The following is a 20,922-nucleotide window of genomic DNA, read 5'->3' as shown; positions in this document are numbered from 1 at the left end:
ACAAAGCCATTTTGATTGCAAATTTTGCTACTTATCGAAACTTTCACTTGCTTTATAAATCAATTACGCCTCGGCGTAATTGCGTCCAGATTTTTTTCGAGCACGCTCGAAAAAAATCTGTGACATACGCCGGGGGGCATTAACTTGATTCAGACGGGTTTAAATCCATCACTGAATAAAACGGATAGTTGTATATTTATCTCCCACTTATAGAAGTGGAGGATTTCTGCTGAAGCAAGTTAGAAAAGCGATAATTGGTTTGCATCTGGCATTCCTTCTAAACAACCAAGTTCATCCATATATTCAATCAATGTTTTCGATACACGTCCACGTTGTTGCAAATCTTCTTTTGACAAGAACTCACCGTTTTTACGTGCTTCGACAATTTGTTTTGCAACGTTTGTTCCAAGTCCTGGAATCGCATCAAATGGGGGAATCAACGAATTGCCTTCAATGATAAATTCACTTGCTTGAGAACGATATAAATCAATCTTCTTAAAGGTCATTCCACGCTCACACATTTCTAAAGCAATTTCCATCACGGTTAATAAACTTTTCTCTTTAGGCGCCGCATCCAAACCTTTCATATTGATTTCATCGACTTTTTTGCGAATCATGACAGAGCCTTGCGTCATAGCAATTAAATCAAAATCAGATGCTCGCACTGTAAAGTACGCAGCATAATATAAAATTGGGTGATGCACTTTAAACCAAGCAATACGTACCGCCATTAAAACATAGGCAGCTGCGTGGGCTTTAGGGAACATATATTTTATCTTTTTACAAGAATCGATATACCACTCCGGCACTTTCTTCGCACGCATTTCGGCTTCCATATCATCGGATAAACCTTTCCCTTTACGTACGGATTCCATAATTTTAAAGGCAAAGGATGGCTCAAGATCTTGGTAAATTAAATACACCATAATGTCATCACGACAACCAATTACTTCGGCCAAAACACATGTGCCATCTTTAATCAAATCAGAAGCATTTCCTAACCATACGTCCGTTCCGTGTGACAGTCCTGAAATTTGCACGAGCTCACTAAATGTTGATGGCTTCGTTTCTTCAAGCATTTGGCGAACGAACTTAGTCCCGAACTCAGGAATACCAAGCGTCCCTGTTTTTGTTCCAATTTGCTTTTCCGTTACACCAAGAGATTTCGTTGAACTAAAGATTTCCATAACAATCGGGTCATCTGTCGGAATAGTTTTCGGGTCAATTCCTGATAAATCTTGTAGCATACGAATAACCGTCGGATCATCGTGCCCTAGAATATCAAGTTTCAAAATATTATCGTGAATCGAGTGGAAATCAAAATGCGTTGTTTTCCACTCTGAATCTTGTGCATCTGCAGGGAATTGTACTGGTGTAAAATCATAAATATCCATATAATCTGGTACAACAATAATTCCCCCTGGGTGTTGTCCTGAAGTTCGCTTTACTCCGGTGCACCCTTGTACAAGTCTGTCCACTTCTGCATTGCGATAGGTGATGCCATGATCATTGCCATAACCTTTAACATATCCATAAGCCGTTTTTTCGGCAACGGTTCCAATTGTACCTGCACGGAATACATAATCCTCCCCAAACAGTACTTTCGTATAGTTATGGGCTTGTGGTTGGTACTCACCTGAGAAGTTCAAATCGATGTCGGGTACCTTATCTCCTTTGAATCCTAGGAATGTTTCAAACGGGATGTCTTGCCCGTCTTTTTTATAATGCGCGCCACATTCAGGACATTCTTTGTTCGGCAAGTCATAGCCTGATGCGACGGAACCATCTGCAATAAATTCGGAATGCTTACAGTTCGGACATACATAATGCGGTGGCAATGGATTCACTTCGGTAATTTCCATGAAGGTTGCCACAAGTGACGAGCCTACTGAACCACGTGACCCAACTAAATAGCCATCCGCTAGTGACTTTTTCACGAGCTTTGCTGAAATTAAATAAATTACTCCGAAGCCATGACCTAAAATTGATTTTAATTCCTTATCAATACGCGCTTGCACAATTTCCGGTAAAGTCTCTCCGTATATTTCATGCGCCATTTCATACGTTAAATTTGTTACCTCATCATCAGAACCCTCAATTTTCGGCGTATATAGGTCATCTTTAATCGGCTTCACATCACCGATCATATCGGCAACGAGCTGCGTATTCTTCACAACGACCTCTTTTGCTAAATCAGGTCCTAAAAAATCAAATTCCTTCAACATATCATCCGTTGTACGGAAATGAACTTGCGGTAAAGGCTGGCGATTTAATGGATTTGCCCCACCCATAGAGCCAATTAAAATTTGACGGAACTTTGCATCCGTTTCGTGTAAATAATGCACATTTCCTGTTGCGACAACGGGCAAATTTAATTTTTTCCCTAGCTTGACAATGCGGCGAATAATATCTTCTAATGCCCATTCATCATGCACCGTACCACCATCAACAAGCTGAGAATAAACTGGTTTTGGCATCACTTCTAAATAATCATAAAACTGCGCAATTCGTTCCGCTTCCTCTGGTGTTTTATTCATCATCGTTTCGAATAACTCACCGTTCGAACAACCTGACCCGATAATCAAACCTTGACGTAGCTTTTGTAAATCCGAACGACGTATCCGTGGTACACGATAAAATGTTTGGGTGTGGGAAATGGTAATTAGCTTAAACAAATTTTTCAATCCCGCATCATCTACGGCTAAAATCGTACAGTGGCTTGGACGCGCTTGTTTATAACCTTCTTCACCACCTACATGGTCATTTAATTCATTTAAATTTTGAATGCCTAAATCAGCTGTTTGCTTCAGTAAATGAAGCAATAATTCCCCTGTCGCTTCCGTGTCATAAATCGCACGGTGATGTTGCGTTAATTCAATATTGTATTTTTTCGTTAACGTTTTTAAGCTATGTGATTTTTGTGCGGGATTAACTAAGCGTGATAACTCAACCGTATCAATCCCTGGATGACGAACATGCTCCAAGCCAGCTTTTTTATAAGCTACATAGAGGAAGCCTAAGTCAAATGCCGCATTATGAGCTACTACTACTGCATCGCCAATAAAATCATGGAATTCTTTAATGACTTCCTCAATTTCCGGTGCATTCACGAGCATATCATCCGTAATATGTGTCAATTCTATAATTTTCGCCGTTAATTTACGGTGTGGATTCGAAAAGCGCTCAAACGTATCCAGTACTTGGCCATTTTTGATTTTAACTGCCGCTAATTCAATAATGGTATCATACACATTTGAAAAGCCCGTTGTTTCTACGTCAAATACAACATAGGTCGTATCCTCGAGTAATGAATCAATCGGATCGTAGGCAATTGGCTTACCGTCGTCTACTAAATTTGCCTCTACACCATAAATGACTTTAATGCCATTTTTCTTTCCAGCAGAATAGGCTTCTGGGAAAGATTGAACAACGGCATGGTCTGTTATGGCAATGGCAGGGTGTCCCCATTTTGCGGCCTGTGCTACTAATTTGTCGACGGGTGTCATCGCATCCATTTGGCTCATCGGCGTATGTAAATGCAATTCCACACGCTTTTCGCCTTCTGGTGCATAATCTTTACGTGGCTCTTTTTTGATTTCATTAATATCTTTTACCATCATGACTAAATCACGTGCGAATGTATCCATTTGGATCGAGCCACGTAGTCTTACCCACATACCTTTACTAATCATGTTCATTTTCGCAACATCTTCATCGCTATTAGAGAACATTTTCACCATTAAGGAATCCGTATAATCTGATACTTTCATCTCAAGAAGTGAGCGGCCACTTCGTAATTCCTTAATATCTACCGCAAAAATAAATCCTTCAATGATAATGGAACGCTCTTCTTCTAAAATAGTTCGAATATCAGCCGATTCTGCATTTTTGATAAAAGAGCCTAATTGGAATGGTGCATCGCTTGTTACCGCACCTGGATTGTCCGACTTTTCCTTTTCACGCATTGCAAAATCCGCCATTGCCTGTTTCGATAATCGCTCTTCTTCTACTTGTCGTTGCATATAGAATGCTTCTTGTTGTGCAATAAATTCTTCCGATTCTTCTACAAGCTTGAATTCTAGTGGGATATGCGGAAAACCAAATGCGCGATAAGATTCTGCAATCTTATCCGTATATTTCGCCTTCAATGATAAATATTCTACTTCTAGCATCGAAGTGACGACAAGCTTATGACCTGTCCACTTAGGTACTTGTTGTGATAAATTTTCACGTAATAAAGGCGACATATCTGAAATTTGTTCGATCGTAGGGTACCAATAATCTAAAATATGCTGCTCATTAACAATGGGATTAAAAGAATCAATTGTTAGTGAAACCGACGCGATATGAGAAAACTTTTCTGCCATCCGCGCTCGTAATAGTTGATATACTTCGAAGGGCAAAATATTGTTAACCTTTATTTTAAAATGCCATACACGTTTCTTTTTATGGACCGTTACTCGTTCGAGCTCACCTTTTTCAAAGAAGGACATATAGACGTCATCTGTTAGTTCAAGTTGTTGTAACAGAAGTAAGAACTTTTGTTTTGCCTCCTGTTGTGCCAATTCCTTCACCTTCCTTATTTACTTCAATATTATTAGTTTCACACGAAGTATTACTCATAGGCTTATTGAAATGCAAGCATATGAACTGTAAAACTTTACGGTAAAAAAACACAACTCACGCCAAAATAGCGCGAGTTGTTGTCTTTTTTATTTAGCTAATGTTAAGTATTGACTTATGCGCTTAATCAAAATACATCAATTTGTTTTTTGATTTATCTACCTTTTAAAATTATGTTTTACTAGTAGATTAGTTTTTACGGAAATATTCGTTTAAGCGGTCAAATACTTCTTCTTTTGCCCACTCAGCAGATTCACCTGTTGTACGGAATTTCACTTCTACAATGCCTTCTGACGCTTTTTTACCTACTGTAATACGAACTGGTAAACCAATTAAATCCGCATCTGCAAACTTAACACCTGCACGCTCTACACGATCATCATAAAGTACATCATAGCGGTATGATTTTAATAAACCATATAATTCGTTCGCTAACTGAACTTGCGCTTCATCTTTTGTATTTACAGAAACTAAATGGACATCATATGGCGCCAATTGAATCGGCCATGTAAATCCATTATCATCTTGGAATTGCTCGGCAACAGCTGCAAGAATACGAGAAACCCCGATACCATAGCATCCCATGATGAATGGTTGTGCCTTTCCTTGTTCATCAAGATAAGTGGCATTCATTTTTTCTGAATACGTTGTTCCAAGTTTAAAGATATGACCTACTTCAATACCTTCAGCAAATTTAATGATACCTTGTCCGTCCGGTGAAGGGTCACCCTCTTGAATAAAACGAATATCTTCATAAGAAGCAATCGCAAAGTCACGCTCTGGATTGACATTTAATAAGTGGAAGCCGTCTTCATTCGCTCCAGCAACACCGTTACAAATCGATTTAATCGCATTATCTGCAATTACTTTTACGTTTAACGGTAATTTTACCGGACCAATTGATCCTGGCGCACAGCCAAGTAATTCTTTAATCGCAGCATCTTCTGCAAGCTCCGCTGATTTTGCACCTAAAGCGTTTTTTAATTTAATATCATTAATTTCGTGATCACCGCGAGCTAATACAATAACAAGTTCTTCATCTATTTTAAATACTAATGATTTAATTACATTTGAAGCTTCAACATTTAAGAATGAAGATACTTCTTCAATTGTCTTTTGATCTGGAGTCGCTACTTTTTCAATTGCATTTTTTGGCGTGTCTGGCGTTGTGTATTCTACTACAACTTCCGCCATTTCAATGTTTGCCGCATAATCTGAAGTATCCGAGTAAGCAATTGTATCCTCTCCAATTTCAGATAATACCATGAACTCATGTGTCCCTTTACCACCGATTGAACCTGCATCCGCGATAACTGCACGGAAGTTTAATCCAAGGCGAGTAAAGATGTTCGAATAAGCACGGTACATATCGTCATACGTCGCATCTAAAGATTCACGAGATGCATGGAATGAATAAGCATCCTTCATAATAAATTCGCGACCGCGTAATAGTCCGAAGCGTGGACGTTTTTCGTCACGGAATTTTGTTTGAATTTGATATAGTGTTAATGGTAATTTTTTGTACGATTTAATTTCGTCACGCACAAGTGTTGTAATCACTTCTTCATGTGTTGCTCCTAATGCAAAATCACGATCATGACGATCTTTTAAGCGCATTAATTCTGGACCGTATGCTTCCCAACGGCCTGATTCCTGCCATAGCTCAGCTGCTTGCATTGCAGGCATTAATAGCTCGATGGAATTAATTGCTTCCATTTCTTCACGCACAATTTGTTCAATTTTCGTAAGTACGCGTTTCGCTAATGGTAAATACGAATAAATGCCTGATGCATTTTGACGAATAAAACCCGCGCGTAAAAGAAGACGGTGTGATTTTACATCCGCATCTGATGGGTTTTCACGTAATGTTGGAATAAACGTTAAACTTTGTTTCATAAAAGAGGGCCACCTTTATAATTCATAATTATTTAGCAATAGAATAAAACATCTTACTCAATTCATGTCTATATAAGTTAAACTAAAGAATTCCTCCTGTTAGATATCTGCCATAACAGGGGGATTGATTTTTATTCCGGTCCGGATGCTTTCCACGGGCACGGCCTGAGCCTGTAGTCTCGGGCCAACACGATATTAGTCACGAAGTCGTTGTCACAGAACATAACGATTTTATCCTTCGTTCCATTAGAGCTGTTCCCGCTGGAGTCGCCTCCCCTTTCATTCCAATCAACTTGCATTCTTATAAAGTGTTGTTAGCTTACTTTGCTGGAGTTTTCCCCCATTATAAAGCAAGATCCACATGTTCAAGTTATATAGTAAGATAAAATCAATAATAACCTAAGAAATTCTACCTTCTTATATACTAATAAAATTTAGCTTTGAACGCTAGTACTAATCGTACAAAACGCTCAAAGCTTCCTTTTTTAATCAATATTCATTTCAAATCTGCATTAACCGTTAGAAGAAGAAGCGTTGAATATCATTCCATGTAACGACTACCATTAAAATCATTAATAAAACAATTCCAACAAAGTGAACCATTCCTTCTTTTTGGCGATCCAACGGTTTTCCACGCACTGCTTCAAACGCGAAGAACAATAAGCGACCACCATCTAAAGCAGGTAGTGGTAATAAGTTCATAATTCCTAAATTGATACTTAACATCGCAGCCCAGTAGAGTACATTGTAAAAACCAAAAGTCACAACCGTTTCAGTCGTCTTATAAATGCCTACTGGTCCAGAAAGTGCATCAATTGAAAACTGTCCTGTAACTAGCTTGCCTAAAAGAGTACCAATTAAAACAATCCCATCATACGTCTGCTCTGCTCCATAGACGACCGCCTTTACAGGGTTTGTTTCTAGTGGACGCATAATACCAATTTGACCAACTGTTGTACCCTCTCCTTGTTCGACACCTTGTGGGACAACATTGGCCGTTACGATTGTACCCTTTCGATCCACTTCAAACTGTAAGCGTTGCTCCGGATTTTTTTGAATAATTGTAGACAATTGCTCCCAAGTGCTAATTGATTCACCATTAATTTTCATTACACGGTCGCCGTCTTGAAGTCCCGCTGCACTCGCTGGACGATCGTCGATAACTTCAGAAATGATCGGCTCACTTGAAGGTATTCCTTGGAATAAACCGATTATAACAAAAATGAAGAATGCTAAAATAAAGTTGAATAATGGTCCTGCAAAAATGGCCATCGCACGCGCACGAACTGATTTAGAGTTAAATTGGCGATCTAATGGTGCAATGATCAACTCTGTCCCATTTTCAACGATAGTTGCTGTACGTGATACGTTATAACGAACAAGTTTGTCCTCTTCATCATAACCTTCAATCCAAAGCTCTTTTTCTAAATCAGCACGTTCAACTTCTAAGAAAATTACATTTTGATATTGTGTTTTTTGATTTAATACGATTTTTTCAACTAAATTTTCTTCGTTTGTCACGAGTGCTACACGATACCCTGGCTGTAACTCAACGGTATCTGTGTCCTCACCCGCCATTCGAACATAACCACCGATTGGTAAAAGGCGTAGCGTATAAACCGTTTCACCTTTTGTCATGCCAAAAATTTTCGGACCCATCCCAATGGCAAACTCACGTACCATAATACCCGCGCGCTTTGCAAATATAAAGTGACCCAGCTCATGGAAAAATACTAGTGAGCCAAAAATTGCGATAAAGGCAATAACTGTTTGCATAATCTCCCACCTTCGTTTGAGTAAACTTCGCTAAAGTATCCCAGTTCACCCTTATACTTCCCTATTCTACCATGCTTACAACAGTTTTTCTCGTTTCACTATCGACATGTAAAATTGTTTGTAAATCTGGCAATAAAATATTATTATGCATATTCATCACACGTTCAATGCATTCCTCAATTTGTAGGAACGTTATTTTTTCTTGTAAAAATAACGCAACTGCTGCTTCGTTTGCTGCATTCATTGCTGTTAAAATCGTACCACCCATTCTCCCCGCTTCATAAGCAAGCTTTAAGGCACGGAAGCGATCAAAATCAACCTCTTTAAAATGAAGTTGACCAATTTGCGCTAAATTTAAACGTTGTCCATTTTGTAATGGTAAGCGATCCGGGTAGCTAAGTGCGTATTGAATTGGAACGCGCATATCCGGTGTACCTAGTTGCGCAATGACACTTGTATCTTCAAATTCAACCATTGAGTGAATGATACTCTCTCGGTGCAAAACAACATCAATATTGTCATAAGACATATCGAATAACACATGTGCTTCAATCACTTCAAGCCCTTTATTCATCATTGTTGCGGAATCAATTGTAATTTTTGCGCCCATCGACCAGTTCGGATGATTAAGTGCATCCTTTACCGTTACGCCGACTAATTGTTCGCGCGTTTTATCACGGAATGAACCACCAGAGGCTGTTAAAATAAGACGTTCGATTCGTTTTTTATTTTCACCGTTCATCGATTGAAATAATGCCGAATGTTCACTATCTACTGGCAAAATCGGTGCATTATACTTCTTCGCTTCCGCCATCACTAAATGACCCGCTGTTACTAATGTTTCTTTATTCGCAATAGCAATCGTTTTACCCATGCGAATGGCAGCAAGCGTCGACTCTAAACCAACACTACCTAAAACGGCGTTCACTAATACCGTCGATTCAGGATGCGTCGCCACGTCAACAAGACCTTTCTCGCCATATGTAAATGCAATCGTCGGATAATCCTTTTGCAACAAACGTGCCGCTTCCTCTGTTTGCATCGACACTAATTCTGGTTTAAGCTTTTCTATAATTTGACGTGATTTTTCAATGTTTTGTCCGGCAGAAAAAGCAACAAGCTTAAATTGGTCTGGGTGTGCAAGTAAAATATCAAATGTTTGCCACCCAATTGAACCTGTTGCTCCTAGTAAACTAATCTTTTTCACAGTAATACTTCCCCTCTTTTAATTACGCAAAGAAATGTAAAAAATGCAGTAATGGCACAACAAATAATAAACTGTCAAAGCGGTCTAATATGCCCCCATGACCTGGTAAAATGGTTCCTGAATCTTTCACACCATAATGACGCTTTATCGCTGATTCGACTAAATCGCCCATTTGACCGACAATCGATGCGATGATTGTGACAAAAATTAATTGCAAATAGCTTGCAGCGAATGGGTAAATCATTTGCATCGCGATAGCAAAAAGGACGGCAATGACGATACCTCCAACAAAACCTTCTACTGTTTTCTTAGGAGAAATTTCTGGCCATAATTTATTTTTCCCTAGTTTCCGTCCAACAAAGTACGCCCCTGAATCAGTTGTCCAAACAACGAGCAATGCATAGACAACAAATTCTAGACCGATAATTCGAGTTTCGATAAAGTAATGAAAGCCCAGTCCGACATAAAATATCCCTAATAAAATAAAGCCAATTTCATCAAAAGTCATTTTATTTTTCACGACCACTATATAAATTAACAATAGTGCTACAATCCCGTAAACAACCATTAATTTTGATGCATAGCCTAAAAATAGAACACCCTCTGCTGACCATGCTTCTGGAACAACAAGCAGCAACAGTGCGAACACACCTAAAATTCCCGGAATCGAAACGATAGAAATATCTTTCATTTTTAAAATTTCATAAAATCCGATAATGGCTAGTGCACATACAACAAGTGCAAATGGAGCACCTCCATAAATAACAAATGGTATAAATAATGCCGCAGCTACTACTCCGGTAATAATGCGTTGTTTCAATTCGTTTCTTCTCCTTTCAGCCCTCCATAACGGCGGTTACGGTTTTGATACACTGTGATTGCTTCCTTTAAGCATGCCTCATCAAAATCAGGCCAATGTGTATCTGTAAACCAAAACTCCGTATATGCAAGCTGCCATAACATAAAGTTGCTAATTCGCACTTCACCACTCGTTCGAATGAGTAAATCAGGCTCTGGTAAATGACCCGTCATGAGTTGTTGTGAAATATGTTGTTCATTTATCGATTCAATTGCAAGCGAGCCTGCTTCTACTTCTTTCATCAAATGTTGCACAGCCATCACAATTTCGGCACGACCGCCGTAGTTCATTGCAAAGTTTAAAATGAGTCCCGTATTATTTTTCGTAGCATCCATTGCATTTTTTAATGCTGCTTGCGTATATTTCGGCAACGTTTCCATAACACCGATCATCTCAATTCGAATATTACGTTCCATCAACTCTGGTAAAAATGAAGTTAAAAATTGTTCAGGTAATTTCATTAAAAATTCTACTTCTGATTTAGGGCGCTTCCAATTTTCGGTTGAAAATGCATACAGCGTTAATACCTTAACCCCTAAATCACAAGCACAGCGCGTAATTTTACGAATAGTTTTCATTCCCTCATGGTGCCCTGCAACACGTGGCATTGAACGTCTTTTTGCCCAACGACCATTACCGTCCATGATGATCGCAATATGGGTAGGAATGTCTTCACCTTTAACTAAGCCTACACTTTCGTTAATTGTTGGCGCAATCGTATTTGTTTTTTTCATTAAAAGTTTTTTAAACATCGTTAATTCCCCCAACTGCACATATCGGACTATTTTTAGTTTATCATATCAAAAAAGTGTATTCATGTCCTTGTTTAATTCTAATATGCACTCTTTTATAAAGCCTCTATCATACACTTCTCTTTTTAATCTATTATGTATTTCGTAATGAAATGACTATTTGCTAAACTTTTTCAATTTTCATCTTATTAGAATACCCCATAAAGCATAAAAAAATTATGGTAATCCACTTAAAAAAACGTCCTAACTAACAGGACGTTTTTATCCATTTAAAGTTCACTTGCATGTAGAAAATGCTATTGCGCCATTCATCATAACGCGATAGCATTAAATTTTGGAAGAAATTAGACTTTCAAAATTTCTTTTTCTTTTTCTTTTACAAGCTCATCTACTTTAACGATTGAGCTATCTGTTAACTTTTGGATATCTTCACCGAAACCGCGTAATTCGTCTTCAGTAATTTCTCCATTTTTTTCTAATTTTTTAAGGTCATCATTTGCATCACGACGAACGTTTCGAACCGCTATTTTTGCTTCTTCAGCTGTTTTTTTCACTTGTTTTACTAAGTCTTTACGACGCTCTTCTGTTAAAGCAGGAATCGCTAAACGAATTACATTTCCATCGTTTGTTGGTGTAATACCAAGATCTGAACGCATAATTGCTTTTTCAATTTCACCTAAAATTGTTTTGTCGTAAGGTGTAATTACTAATAGGCGCGCTTCAGGTACAGCAACACCGCCTAGTTGGTTAATTGGTGTTGGTGAACCGTAATAGTCTACTTGAATACGGTCAAGTAGTGACGCATTGGCCACACCCGCACGAATTGATGCTAGTTCTCGTGAGAAAGCACCAATTGATTTCGTCATTTTTTCTTGAGCTTGATCTAATACTTGCTTTGACATTACGCATCTCTCCTAACTACAGTTCCAATTTTTTCGCCCATTACGGCACGTTTAATATTTCCTTGTTCAGACAAATTGAAAACAACAAGCTTAATATCATTATCCATACATAATGTTGAGGCTGTTGAATCCATCACTTGTAAACCTTGTTGAATAACGTCTAAATAAGTAAGTGTATCATACTTTACAGCAGTAGGATCTAGTTTAGGGTCAGCAGAGTAAACGCCGTCAACATTATTTTTCGCCATTAAAATTGCATCTGCATTAATTTCTGCTGCACGTAATGCTGCCGTTGTGTCTGTAGAGAAATAAGGGTTACCCGTGCCCGCTGCAAAAATAACGACGCGAGCTTTTTCTAAATGACGCACTGCTTTACGACGAATATAAGGTTCTGCAACTTGTGTCATCACGATTGAAGACTGAACACGTGTTGGAACACCTAGATTTTCAAGAGAATCTTGCAACGCTAATGCATTCATCACAGTTCCTAACATGCCCATATAGTCCGCATTTGCACGTTCCATACCCATTTCAGCACCGATTTTACCGCGCCAAATGTTCCCGCCGCCGACTACTAAAGCTACTTCTACACCTAAATCAATTACATCTTTGATTTCACCTGCGATTGATTTGATTACTTCTGGTGAGAATCCAAAGCCTAGATCTCCTGCTAATGCTTCACCACTTAGTTTAATTACTACTCGTTTGTATTGGGATACACTCATAGTAGACCTCCGTTACTCATTTATTTAAAAGGAAATAGCATTTACTTTCTACATATGTAAACTATTTCACTTACATTGATTATATCGTACTTCTAGTTACAAATAGAAAAAAGTGACCTTTCCCATCTGTTAAAAATAGGGAACACGCAAATGGTGCTCCCTACTCTTTTTGCTTAATTTACCGCTAACTAAAGCGATATAATAAATTAGTTACCTTTAACTTGGTTCATTACTTCTTCAGCGAAGTTATCTTCACGTTTTTCGATACCTTCACCTACAGCGTAACGAGTGAAGCTAGTCACTGTACCACCTAAAGATTTAACGAAGTCACGTACTTTTTGGTCAGAGTTTTTAACGAATGCTTGATCTAATAAACATACGTCTTCGAAATATTTGCTAAGACGACCTTCTACCATTTTCGCAACGATGTTTTCTGGTTTACCTTCGTTTAACGCTTGCTCAGTTAATACTTTGCGCTCACGTTCAACTTCATCAGCAGAAACTTCATCACGAGATACGTAAGTTGGGTTGATTGCAGCAATGTGCATTGCAACGTCTTTTGCAGCAGCAGCTTCAGTAGAACCTTCAAGAACTACTAATACACCGATACGACCGCCCATGTGTAAGTAAGCACCAAATGCATCTGCATCTGTTTTTGTTTTAATTTCATAACGACGTAATGAAATTTTTTCACCGATTGTTGCAGTAGCTGTAGAAATTTGATCAGCAATTTTCACGCCGTCTTTTTCTAATTCTAAAGCAGCTTCAACTGATTCTGGTTTAGCAGTAAGTAATTGCTCAGCTAAAGAAGAAACTAATGCTTGGAACTGTTCATTTTTCGCAACGAAGTCAGTTTCAGCGTTTACTTCGATAAGGATTGCTTCATTACCGTTTTCTAAAATGTATGTTGTACCTTCAGCAGCGATACGGTCCGCTTTTTTACCTGCAGCAGCTAAACCTTTTTCACGTAAGAAGTCGATTGCAGCTTCTAAGTTACCTTCAGTTTCTACTAATGCTTTTTTGCAGTCCATCATACCTGCGCCAGTTTTTTCACGTAATTCTTTTACTAATTGTGCAGAAATTGTTGCCATATTGAGTTTCCTCCTAAAATTTATATTAATTTATTTAGTGAATCGTACTTTCAGCCTTACTATACTCGATAGTTGACGATGGAGGCAACCTTCATCAATTACACCTCGGCGTAATTGCGTTCAGATTTTTTTCGAGCATGCTCGAAAATACTCCCCTAAAAATCAAGTTAAAGTTCTCTCAAAAAAAGGTGATAAGGGTATCAGCCACTTATCACCTTTTTTGACGGTGAATTACTCAGCAGATTCTACTACTGGAGCTTCTTCTTCACCTTGTTTAGCTTCTAATAAAGCGTCAGCCATTTTTGCAGTTAATAATTTAACAGCGCGGATAGCATCATCGTTTGCAGGGATTACGTAATCAATTTCATCTGGATCACAGTTAGTGTCTACGATACCAACTAGAGGGATGTTTAATTTGATTGCTTCAGCAACTGCGATACGCTCTTTACGAGGATCTACGATGAACATTACGTCCGGAATAGCTTTCATATCGCGGATACCGCCTAAGAATTTCACTAAACGTTCGTGTTCTTTTTTAAGTTGGATTACTTCTTTTTTAGGAAGTACGTCAAAAGTGCCGTCCTCTTCCATTTTTTCGATATTTTTCATACGTTGAACACGTTTTTGAATTGTACCGAAGTTAGTTAAAGTACCACCTAACCAACGTTGGTTAATGTAATAGTTGCCTGAACGTTCTGCTTCATCTTTGATCGCTTCTTGTGCTTGTTTTTTCGTACCAACGAATAAAACTTTACCACCGTCTTGACCAACTTGACGCATGAAGTTGTAAGCTTCCTCTAATTTTTTAACTGTTTTTTGTAAATCGATAATGTAGATACCGTTACGCTCAACGAAGATAAATTTCTTCATTTTTGGGTTCCAACGGCGAGTTTGGTGACCGAAATGTACACCAGCTTCAAGTAATTGTTTCATTGAAATTACTGACATGTGTGTTTCCTCCTAAAATGTTTGGTTTTTTCCCTCCGCATTTTTCATCTGCAACAAGCTACTAGAATATGTCTAGCACCACTTACTACATCAAAATACGTGTGTAATGTTTAACACCGCTTGTTAATATAACATACTGAGCTGGCAAGTGCAACTACTTTACGCATGAAACTTAATAAGGAGTTCTATTTCTGTTTTACCTCTTTGCATCGTCTTTGCTATATCTTCAACGCTCATTCCTGCTTTATAATACGAAATAACTTGCGCTTCATACGTTTGTTCTTTTCGAATTGCTTCTTCAACAATTTCTTCTTCAAACGGTTGCTGCTTATTTAGCTCCAATTCCACTTGCAATACTTCTTCAGTTGATTGCGCCTTGTGCTGACTATAAGCGTTTGTAGCCTTTTTTTTCGGAATAAATTGACGTGTTTCGAGCATCAACATATCCTCTGTTGATGGTGCAGATTGTCCTTTTTGGTCAGCCTTTGTTTGTTGAATAGATTGCTGCGAATGAGGGGCCTCAATCTCAACAGGCGAAAGGGGATTTGTCACCTGAGGAACTTTCACATTGACGTTCATTTGTTGTAGCTCTGTAATGAGACGATCATTTTCTTCCTTCATTTCTAATAAATATAGGCTAATTGAATCGTCCATTTCACGAATAAGCTGGTTTTGACGAATTTCTAAATCTTTAAACTTCGAAAGTCTGCTATTTAGAAGGATAATGAAAAATATAGTTATTAATTGAATGATAAACAAAGCAATTATTATTCCTGTAATCATTTTTTCTCCTAGCCGCTAAAATCGAACAGATTGCCTTTAAAAGGGTGTTGTGCATCCTGTTCCTGCTGTTGCTTTTTTTTCTTATTTTGTTCACTCGATGTTTGCCCATTGTTTGAAGCGTCATTTTCATCTTCCTCACTAATGGCATCCATACCTTCTGATTTATTCACAGCTAATTGCTTCCGCTCAATTTCACGATTTAACGCTTCGTTTGCATCAAGTTGTTGATTGATTGTTTTTTGATGATGCTGATCAGCCATTTTCCCAGCATCGAACGTTTTAGGAATGGCAATTTGCAACTCTACGCCTTTTAAACTCATAACAATTCCTCCTATGCATTAATCATTTCAGAAGTTAATAGTTTACGTAATTTAAATAACGCTTTCGAGTGAATTTGAGAAATACGTGACGTAGATAATTCCAACATTTCACCAATTTCGGTTAAAGTCATTTCCTCTGTATAAAACAAACTAACGACAAGTTGTTCTTTTTCATTTAACTTTTGGATGTTTTGGGCCAAATCCCCTAATAGTTCCGAATGCACAATTTGTTGTTCGGGTGTTTTATTATGATCATCTCGAATAACGAAAGACTTACCTTCATTTTCATCTTGATCTAATTGTTCATTAATAGATAAAACATTCGAATAAAAATGTTCATGGAAAGTTTGATAGATTTCTTCAATAGGTATATTCATATGTTCTGCTAGCTCTTCTGGTGTTGCATGACGCATCAACTTTTGTTCTAAACTTTCGATTTGTCCTTCTAACTTTTTAGCCTTTTCACGAGCAGAGCGTGGTAACCAATCCTCTTTTCGTAACCCATCAATGATTGCGCCACGAACTCGAAAAGAGGCGTATGTATCGAATTTCAAATCGCGATTTATATCAAACTTGTTAAGCGCATCAAATAAACCCATCATTCCCAGACTAGTCAAATCGTCTCGTGAAACATTTTTGGGTAAACCTACCGCAATACGTTGTACATGATAGGACACGAGTGGCTTAAATTTTCTTATAAGCAGCTCACCCGCATCGGTATCTCGGTCAGTTGTCCAACGAATCCATAGTGCTTGCTCTTCCATATGCCTTTGCTGAGTCACCCGAATCCATCCTCCTTGACATCTAAACTTAGTTATTCACTATTATAGCAAAAATTCGACAAATAAACATGTGACAGAAGAATGATACATTTCCATTTTTGTCGTTTTTTAATCAAAAAAAGCCGACAAATGTCGACTTTTTCCCTATTTTGATACCGCTCCTTCTTGACCGTGTAACATTGTACGTACAACTTTGGCAATTTCTTCTGTATTATCCTCTTCAAACTCAACTGTTGTTCGTTCGTTTTGTGGAACGAATTGCTGCTGCTCTGAATTGAATGTCTCTACACTTGAAGTCGGATTTCCTTCTGAGTATGCAATATTCTCAGGTGTATACAAAACATAACCTATAAAAGCCCGTATGAAAAACATCGCGATAAAACCGATGAGAGCTACCACTAATGAGACACCAATTGTCGGTAATGGATAAGCAAAAGGATCTTGCACTGCCCATATAAAATATACAGCGAATGTACATAATGCTGCCCAAAAATTATAAAATAACGAACCAAACATCATATATCACTTACCCCTCGATTGACCGTACGAATATTTAACATACTCGTCTCTGGATTAAATTCAATTGTTCGCCCACTATTACCACCTGTATCTTCAGCGATAATGGGGATATTCAATTTTCTTAATTGCTCTTTAACCGCTTCTACATTTCTTGGTCCTATTCGCATCGAGTTTTTATCTGATGTAAATTGAAACATTTGAGCGCCACCAGCTATTTTCGCCTTAAGTTTAAAGCTTTGAGCACCTTGGAGTTTCACTAAATTTACTAAAGCAGCAACACCAGTATCCGCAAATTTCGCTTCATTTACCGATTCTGTTCTTCCTAAACTAGAATCTGGTAACATAACATGCACTAACCCAGCGATTTTTTTTGATTCATCATAAATGACCACGCCAACACAGGAACCTAAACCTGAAGTTCGAATCGTATTTGGCATTTTTACTACATCCATTTGAGCTATTCCAACTTTAACGACTTCATTAATTTGTGAAAGTATCATTCAGTCGATACTCCTAATGCTTTAAATATTGTTTCAAACGATTTTGGATCTGGCAATAGGAAAAAGTGTCCTCTTACTGCTTCATCATCTATAATATCTTCTTCAAAAATGGATGTATTAATTACAATTACAGTGTCGCTCACTTGGGATAGTTCAATTAAACCAATGCTAATTATTGCACCAAACATATCTACACTCAGTCCAGGTACTGTTGGATAAATCTTTAATCCTGTAAAATCAGACAATGCGGATAAATAGGAGCCCGATAAAATATTCCCCATCTCCTGCATCGCAGATAAACCTATTTCTGAAACAGGTGGCGCATAAAAATCAAACGAATCATCGCGGATTAATCGACGAATAAAACGATTTGCTTGTTCAATCGGAAGGATGAAAAACATGCTACCTTCCACATCACCTTCAATGCGTAAAAAAATACCCACCACTACATTTTCCGAACCACCAGCTAATTCCATCATGTCATTAAAAGAAACCATCTCTACCATTGGAACGTGCATATCGATTTTCTTTTGCAGTAAATCCGACAATGCCGTAGCCGCGTGAGCTGCTCCTATATTTCCAATTTCTTTTAGTACATCTAGGTGTAGCGATGTAATTTTGTCACTAAAGTTCATATATAGTCCCTACTTTAATAGATTCTAGGAGGAATCACACCCCCTAGAAAATTAATTAATCGAGCGGATTTAACACTTTATCTAAGTGAAGTAAAATTAATAAACGGTTGTCTAATTTTGCTACCCCGGCAATAAATTCTTCTTCTAATGAACCAACCACTTCTGGTTGTTGCTCAATCGATTCAGAATCAATATCTAATACATCATTAGCAGAATCTACAACAAATCCTACTTCCATTGTTTCAAGAGTGATAATTATTATACGCGTTGTTTCTTCATTTTCCGAAATAGGAAGTTCGAAACGTTCACGTAAATCAATTACCGGCGTTACAACACCACGTAAATTAATGACACCTTTTACAAAACGTGCTGTTTTCGGTACTCGTGTTATATGCATCAATTTTTCTATTCCTTTAACGTGAGAAACAGGAATGGCATACTCTTTATCTGCTAACTGAAATACTATGACTTTCAGATTTTTTTGCTCTACCGCATTCGCCATCTTTTACACCTCTTTTCCTTTTTACTTCATCAGTGCATTACAATCTACAATTAACGCAACTTTACCATTACCTAAAATAGTGGCACCTGAAATCGCAAAAATATTCGTTAAGTAATTTCCAAGTGATTTTAGTACAATTTCTTGTTGCCCGATGAATGAATCGACAACCAATCCTGCTAGTTTATCGCCTTTACGCACAATAACAACTGAATGGAACCCGTCCTCTTTCAGCTCTTTACGCGGCACTTCAAAAATTTCTTCAAGGAATACAAGTGGAACAACTTTCCCACGGAAATCTATTACTTTTTGATTATGAGCATTTAAAATATCTGTGTTACGGATAATTGATGTTTCAATAATAGATGATAATGGAATCGCGTAAATCTCTTTTTCAATTTCAACTAACATAACGGAAATAATCGATAGTGTTAACGGTAATTGAATGGAGAAGACCGAGCCTACATTTTGTGTGGAATCAATTGAAATATTCCCGCCTAATGATTCGATTGTTGTTTTCACAACATCTAAACCAACACCACGACCTGAAACATCTGAAATAACTTCTGCAGTAGAGAAACCAGAAGCTAAAATAAGCTCGTTAATTTGCTTATCGGTCATCGTTAAAGATTGTTCTTGTGTAACAATCCCTTTTGAAAGTGCCTTCGCCAATACACGATCGCGATTAATCCCAGCACCATCATCTTCAATTTCAATAAATACATAGTTACCACTGTGGTATGCACGTAATTGAACTGTACCTTCTTCTGGTTTACCTTTTGCCCGACGATCTTCTGGACTTTCAATACCATGATCCACAGAATTACGGATTAAGTGAACAAGTGGATCACCAATCTCATCAATTACAGTACGATCTAGCTCTGTTTCAGCACCAATTACATCCAGTGTAATTTTTTTGTTTAAATCACGAGATAATTGGCGAACCATCTTAGGGAAACGGTTAAATACTGTTTCCACTGGTACCATGCGCATTGTTAAAACAATATTTTGTAGGTCGCCCATTGTACGGCTCATGCGCTCTACTGTTTCATTTAGCTCACCATGATTTACTTCCGATGCAATCGATAATAAACGCCCACGGTCAATCGCAAGCTCTTCAAAAAGATTCATTAAAATATCTAATCGTTCAATATTTACACGAATTGTTTTACTTGAAGTATGACCTGTTGCCTTACTACTATTGTTTGTTGCTTGCGACTTTTGAGCAGGTTGTGCTGCAGGTTCGGCTTCAACAGTAGTCGGTACGTTTATTACTTGTACATGCTCTTCTACTTGCGCATTAGAAGTCACTGATTGAGTAAATACGTCTTGATGTATTTCATTCACTTCAACCGATTCAACTTCAGATACTTTCATCAACATTTTTTGTAAGTCTTCGGCATTTTCTTTCGAAATAAAAGCAACATAAAATTCATGATCGAATTGCTCTTCTTCTAATCGCTCTACAGTTGGATGAGATTTAATGACATCTCCATTTTTCTCTAAAATTTCAAAAACCATAAATACACGCGCTGCTTTTAATAAGCAATCTTCGCGTAAAGCGACTGTAATTTCATAAGCAGTGTAGTCTTGTTCTGAAGATTGGAGTAACACTGTTTTTTCAAAATCATCATATGATAATTTTAGCTTGGCAGCATCCATTTTTGTTTCAGCATTTGGCATTGCTATTGCAGGTACGCTCGCAACAGTCGTAGCTGCTGTTTCGCCAGATTCTATCAGCTTTAATTTTTCTACCGTTAATTGAACGTCACGCTTCCCGTTTCCACCATTTGCAATGTCATAAACCATTTCTTCTAAATGGTCTACCGATTCAAATACGACATCAAAGATTTCCGAAGTTACTTTAATTTTCTCGTTACGAATCGCATCTAACACGTTTTCCATTTTATGCGTTAAATCTGCTAAATCTTCAAATCCCATCGTCGCTGACATTCCTTTAAGCGTATGCGCAGAACGGAATATTTCACTAACAATCGCTAAATCTTCAGGATTTTTTTCTAATTCTAATAAATGTTCGCCACATGCTTGTAAATGTTCTTTACTTTCTTCGATGAACATTTCTAAATATTGATTTAATTCCATTT

18 protein-coding genes are annotated in these 20,922 nt (G+C 37.8%); all 18 read right to left on the bottom strand.

Annotated elements, in window-relative coordinates:
- Positions 1 to 239: 239 nt before the first annotated feature.
- The gene (locus tag CSE16_RS04650; RefSeq protein WP_371514524.1) at positions 240 to 4,574 is read right to left on the bottom strand and encodes a PolC-type DNA polymerase III; all 4,335 of its coding nucleotides are present in this window, start codon (positions 4,572 to 4,574) and stop codon (positions 240 to 242) included.
- 238 nt (positions 4,575 to 4,812) lie between these two features.
- Positions 4,813 to 6,519: a proline--tRNA ligase gene (locus CSE16_RS04645; RefSeq protein ID WP_099422814.1), complete on the bottom strand. Its 1,707-nt coding sequence runs from the start codon at positions 6,517 to 6,519 to the stop codon at positions 4,813 to 4,815.
- A gap of 519 nt (positions 6,520 to 7,038) precedes the next feature.
- Positions 7,039 to 8,295 (bottom strand): RIP metalloprotease RseP, encoded by a 1,257-nt coding sequence (rseP, locus tag CSE16_RS04640; protein ID WP_099422813.1) that lies wholly within the window; start codon positions 8,293 to 8,295, stop codon positions 7,039 to 7,041.
- Positions 8,296 to 8,356: 61 nt separating this feature from the next.
- The gene (dxr, locus tag CSE16_RS04635; RefSeq protein WP_099422812.1) at positions 8,357 to 9,502 is read right to left on the bottom strand and encodes a 1-deoxy-D-xylulose-5-phosphate reductoisomerase; all 1,146 of its coding nucleotides are present in this window, start codon (positions 9,500 to 9,502) and stop codon (positions 8,357 to 8,359) included.
- 22 nt (positions 9,503 to 9,524) lie between these two features.
- Complete coding sequence (locus CSE16_RS04630) at positions 9,525 to 10,322, bottom strand: phosphatidate cytidylyltransferase (RefSeq protein WP_099422811.1); 798 nt, start codon at positions 10,320 to 10,322, stop codon at positions 9,525 to 9,527.
- A complete protein-coding gene (locus CSE16_RS04625) occupies positions 10,319 to 11,113 on the bottom strand; it encodes an undecaprenyl pyrophosphate synthase (protein WP_099422810.1) in 795 nt (264 codons plus the stop codon). Before CSE16_RS04625 ends, CSE16_RS04630 begins: the two co-directional genes overlap by 4 nt.
- Positions 11,114 to 11,457: 344 nt before the next feature.
- Positions 11,458 to 12,015, bottom strand: a complete 558-nt coding sequence (frr, locus tag CSE16_RS04620) for a ribosome recycling factor (protein WP_099422809.1) — start codon at positions 12,013 to 12,015, stop codon at positions 11,458 to 11,460.
- The gene (gene pyrH / locus CSE16_RS04615; RefSeq protein WP_099422808.1) at positions 12,015 to 12,740 is read right to left on the bottom strand and encodes a UMP kinase; all 726 of its coding nucleotides are present in this window, start codon (positions 12,738 to 12,740) and stop codon (positions 12,015 to 12,017) included. The genes frr and pyrH overlap by 1 nt, the downstream gene beginning before the upstream one ends.
- 206 nt (positions 12,741 to 12,946) lie before the next feature.
- Positions 12,947 to 13,831 (bottom strand): translation elongation factor Ts, encoded by an 885-nt coding sequence (tsf, locus tag CSE16_RS04610; RefSeq protein WP_099422807.1) that lies wholly within the window; start codon positions 13,829 to 13,831, stop codon positions 12,947 to 12,949.
- 231 nt (positions 13,832 to 14,062) lie between these two features.
- Positions 14,063 to 14,779: a 30S ribosomal protein S2 gene (gene rpsB, locus CSE16_RS04605; protein ID WP_099422806.1), complete on the bottom strand. Its 717-nt coding sequence runs from the start codon at positions 14,777 to 14,779 to the stop codon at positions 14,063 to 14,065.
- A 159-nt stretch (positions 14,780 to 14,938) separates the two neighbouring features.
- Positions 14,939 to 15,562, bottom strand: coding sequence for a DUF6115 domain-containing protein (locus tag CSE16_RS04600; protein ID WP_172954353.1), 624 nt, complete (start codon positions 15,560 to 15,562; stop codon positions 14,939 to 14,941).
- A gap of 8 nt (positions 15,563 to 15,570) precedes the next feature.
- The gene (locus tag CSE16_RS04595; protein WP_099422805.1) at positions 15,571 to 15,882 is read right to left on the bottom strand and encodes an RNA polymerase subunit sigma; all 312 of its coding nucleotides are present in this window, start codon (positions 15,880 to 15,882) and stop codon (positions 15,571 to 15,573) included.
- A gap of 11 nt (positions 15,883 to 15,893) precedes the next feature.
- Positions 15,894 to 16,646, bottom strand: coding sequence for a FliA/WhiG family RNA polymerase sigma factor (locus tag CSE16_RS04590; protein ID WP_172954420.1), 753 nt, complete (start codon positions 16,644 to 16,646; stop codon positions 15,894 to 15,896).
- A gap of 162 nt (positions 16,647 to 16,808) precedes the next feature.
- The gene (locus CSE16_RS04585) at positions 16,809 to 17,183 is read right to left on the bottom strand and encodes a multidrug transporter (RefSeq protein WP_253896166.1); all 375 of its coding nucleotides are present in this window, start codon (positions 17,181 to 17,183) and stop codon (positions 16,809 to 16,811) included.
- A complete protein-coding gene (locus CSE16_RS04580) occupies positions 17,180 to 17,683 on the bottom strand; it encodes a chemotaxis protein CheD (protein WP_099422803.1) in 504 nt (167 codons plus the stop codon). The genes CSE16_RS04585 and CSE16_RS04580 overlap by 4 nt, the downstream gene beginning before the upstream one ends.
- Positions 17,680 to 18,318 carry a chemotaxis protein CheC gene (locus tag CSE16_RS04575; RefSeq protein WP_099422802.1) on the bottom strand — a complete coding sequence of 213 codons (639 nt, stop codon included), beginning with the start codon at positions 18,316 to 18,318 and terminating at the stop codon, positions 17,680 to 17,682. Before CSE16_RS04575 ends, CSE16_RS04580 begins: the two co-directional genes overlap by 4 nt.
- A 55-nt stretch (positions 18,319 to 18,373) precedes the next feature.
- The gene (locus CSE16_RS04570; protein ID WP_099422801.1) at positions 18,374 to 18,820 is read right to left on the bottom strand and encodes a chemotaxis protein CheW; all 447 of its coding nucleotides are present in this window, start codon (positions 18,818 to 18,820) and stop codon (positions 18,374 to 18,376) included.
- A 21-nt stretch (positions 18,821 to 18,841) separates the two neighbouring features.
- Positions 18,842 to 20,920 carry a chemotaxis protein CheA gene (locus CSE16_RS04565; protein ID WP_099422800.1) on the bottom strand — a complete coding sequence of 693 codons (2,079 nt, stop codon included), beginning with the start codon at positions 20,918 to 20,920 and terminating at the stop codon, positions 18,842 to 18,844.
- Positions 20,921 to 20,922: the final 2 nt, after the last annotated feature.

Origin of the sequence: Solibacillus sp. R5-41 (genome assembly GCF_002736105.1) — a bacterium.
GTDB lineage: Bacteria > Bacillota > Bacilli > Bacillales_A > Planococcaceae > Solibacillus.
The sequence above is the reverse complement of the archived record's forward strand: the minus strand, read 5'-3'. Positions and strand labels throughout refer to the sequence as shown.

What these genes read in the sequence shown, in the direction of transcription:
- rseP (WP_099422813.1), bottom strand. Translation starts at nt 8,295, where the DNA reads ATGCAAACAGTTATTGCCTTTATCGCAATTTTTGGCTCACTAGTATTT.
- CSE16_RS04600 (WP_172954353.1), bottom strand. Translation starts at nt 15,562, where the DNA reads ATGATTACAGGAATAATAATTGCTTTGTTTATCATTCAATTAATAACT.
- CSE16_RS04575 (WP_099422802.1), bottom strand. Translation starts at nt 18,318, where the DNA reads ATGAACTTTAGTGACAAAATTACATCGCTACACCTAGATGTACTAAAA.
- tsf (WP_099422807.1), bottom strand. Translation starts at nt 13,831, where the DNA reads ATGGCAACAATTTCTGCACAATTAGTAAAAGAATTACGTGAAAAAACT.
- CSE16_RS04595 (WP_099422805.1), bottom strand. Translation starts at nt 15,882, where the DNA reads ATGAGTTTAAAAGGCGTAGAGTTGCAAATTGCCATTCCTAAAACGTTC.
- frr (WP_099422809.1), bottom strand. Translation starts at nt 12,015, where the DNA reads ATGTCAAAGCAAGTATTAGATCAAGCTCAAGAAAAAATGACGAAATCA.
- CSE16_RS04580 (WP_099422803.1), bottom strand. Translation starts at nt 17,683, where the DNA reads ATGATACTTTCACAAATTAATGAAGTCGTTAAAGTTGGAATAGCTCAA.
- rpsB (WP_099422806.1), bottom strand. Translation starts at nt 14,779, where the DNA reads ATGTCAGTAATTTCAATGAAACAATTACTTGAAGCTGGTGTACATTTC.
- CSE16_RS04645 (WP_099422814.1), bottom strand. Translation starts at nt 6,519, where the DNA reads ATGAAACAAAGTTTAACGTTTATTCCAACATTACGTGAAAACCCATCA.
- CSE16_RS04625 (WP_099422810.1), bottom strand. Translation starts at nt 11,113, where the DNA reads ATGTTTAAAAAACTTTTAATGAAAAAAACAAATACGATTGCGCCAACA.
- CSE16_RS04585 (WP_253896166.1), bottom strand. Translation starts at nt 17,183, where the DNA reads ATGATGTTTGGTTCGTTATTTTATAATTTTTGGGCAGCATTATGTACA.
- CSE16_RS04570 (WP_099422801.1), bottom strand. Translation starts at nt 18,820, where the DNA reads ATGGCGAATGCGGTAGAGCAAAAAAATCTGAAAGTCATAGTATTTCAG.
- CSE16_RS04565 (WP_099422800.1), bottom strand. Translation starts at nt 20,920, where the DNA reads ATGGAATTAAATCAATATTTAGAAATGTTCATCGAAGAAAGTAAAGAA.
- CSE16_RS04590 (WP_172954420.1), bottom strand. Translation starts at nt 16,646, where the DNA reads ATGGAAGAGCAAGCACTATGGATTCGTTGGACAACTGACCGAGATACC.
- pyrH (WP_099422808.1), bottom strand. Translation starts at nt 12,740, where the DNA reads ATGAGTGTATCCCAATACAAACGAGTAGTAATTAAACTAAGTGGTGAA.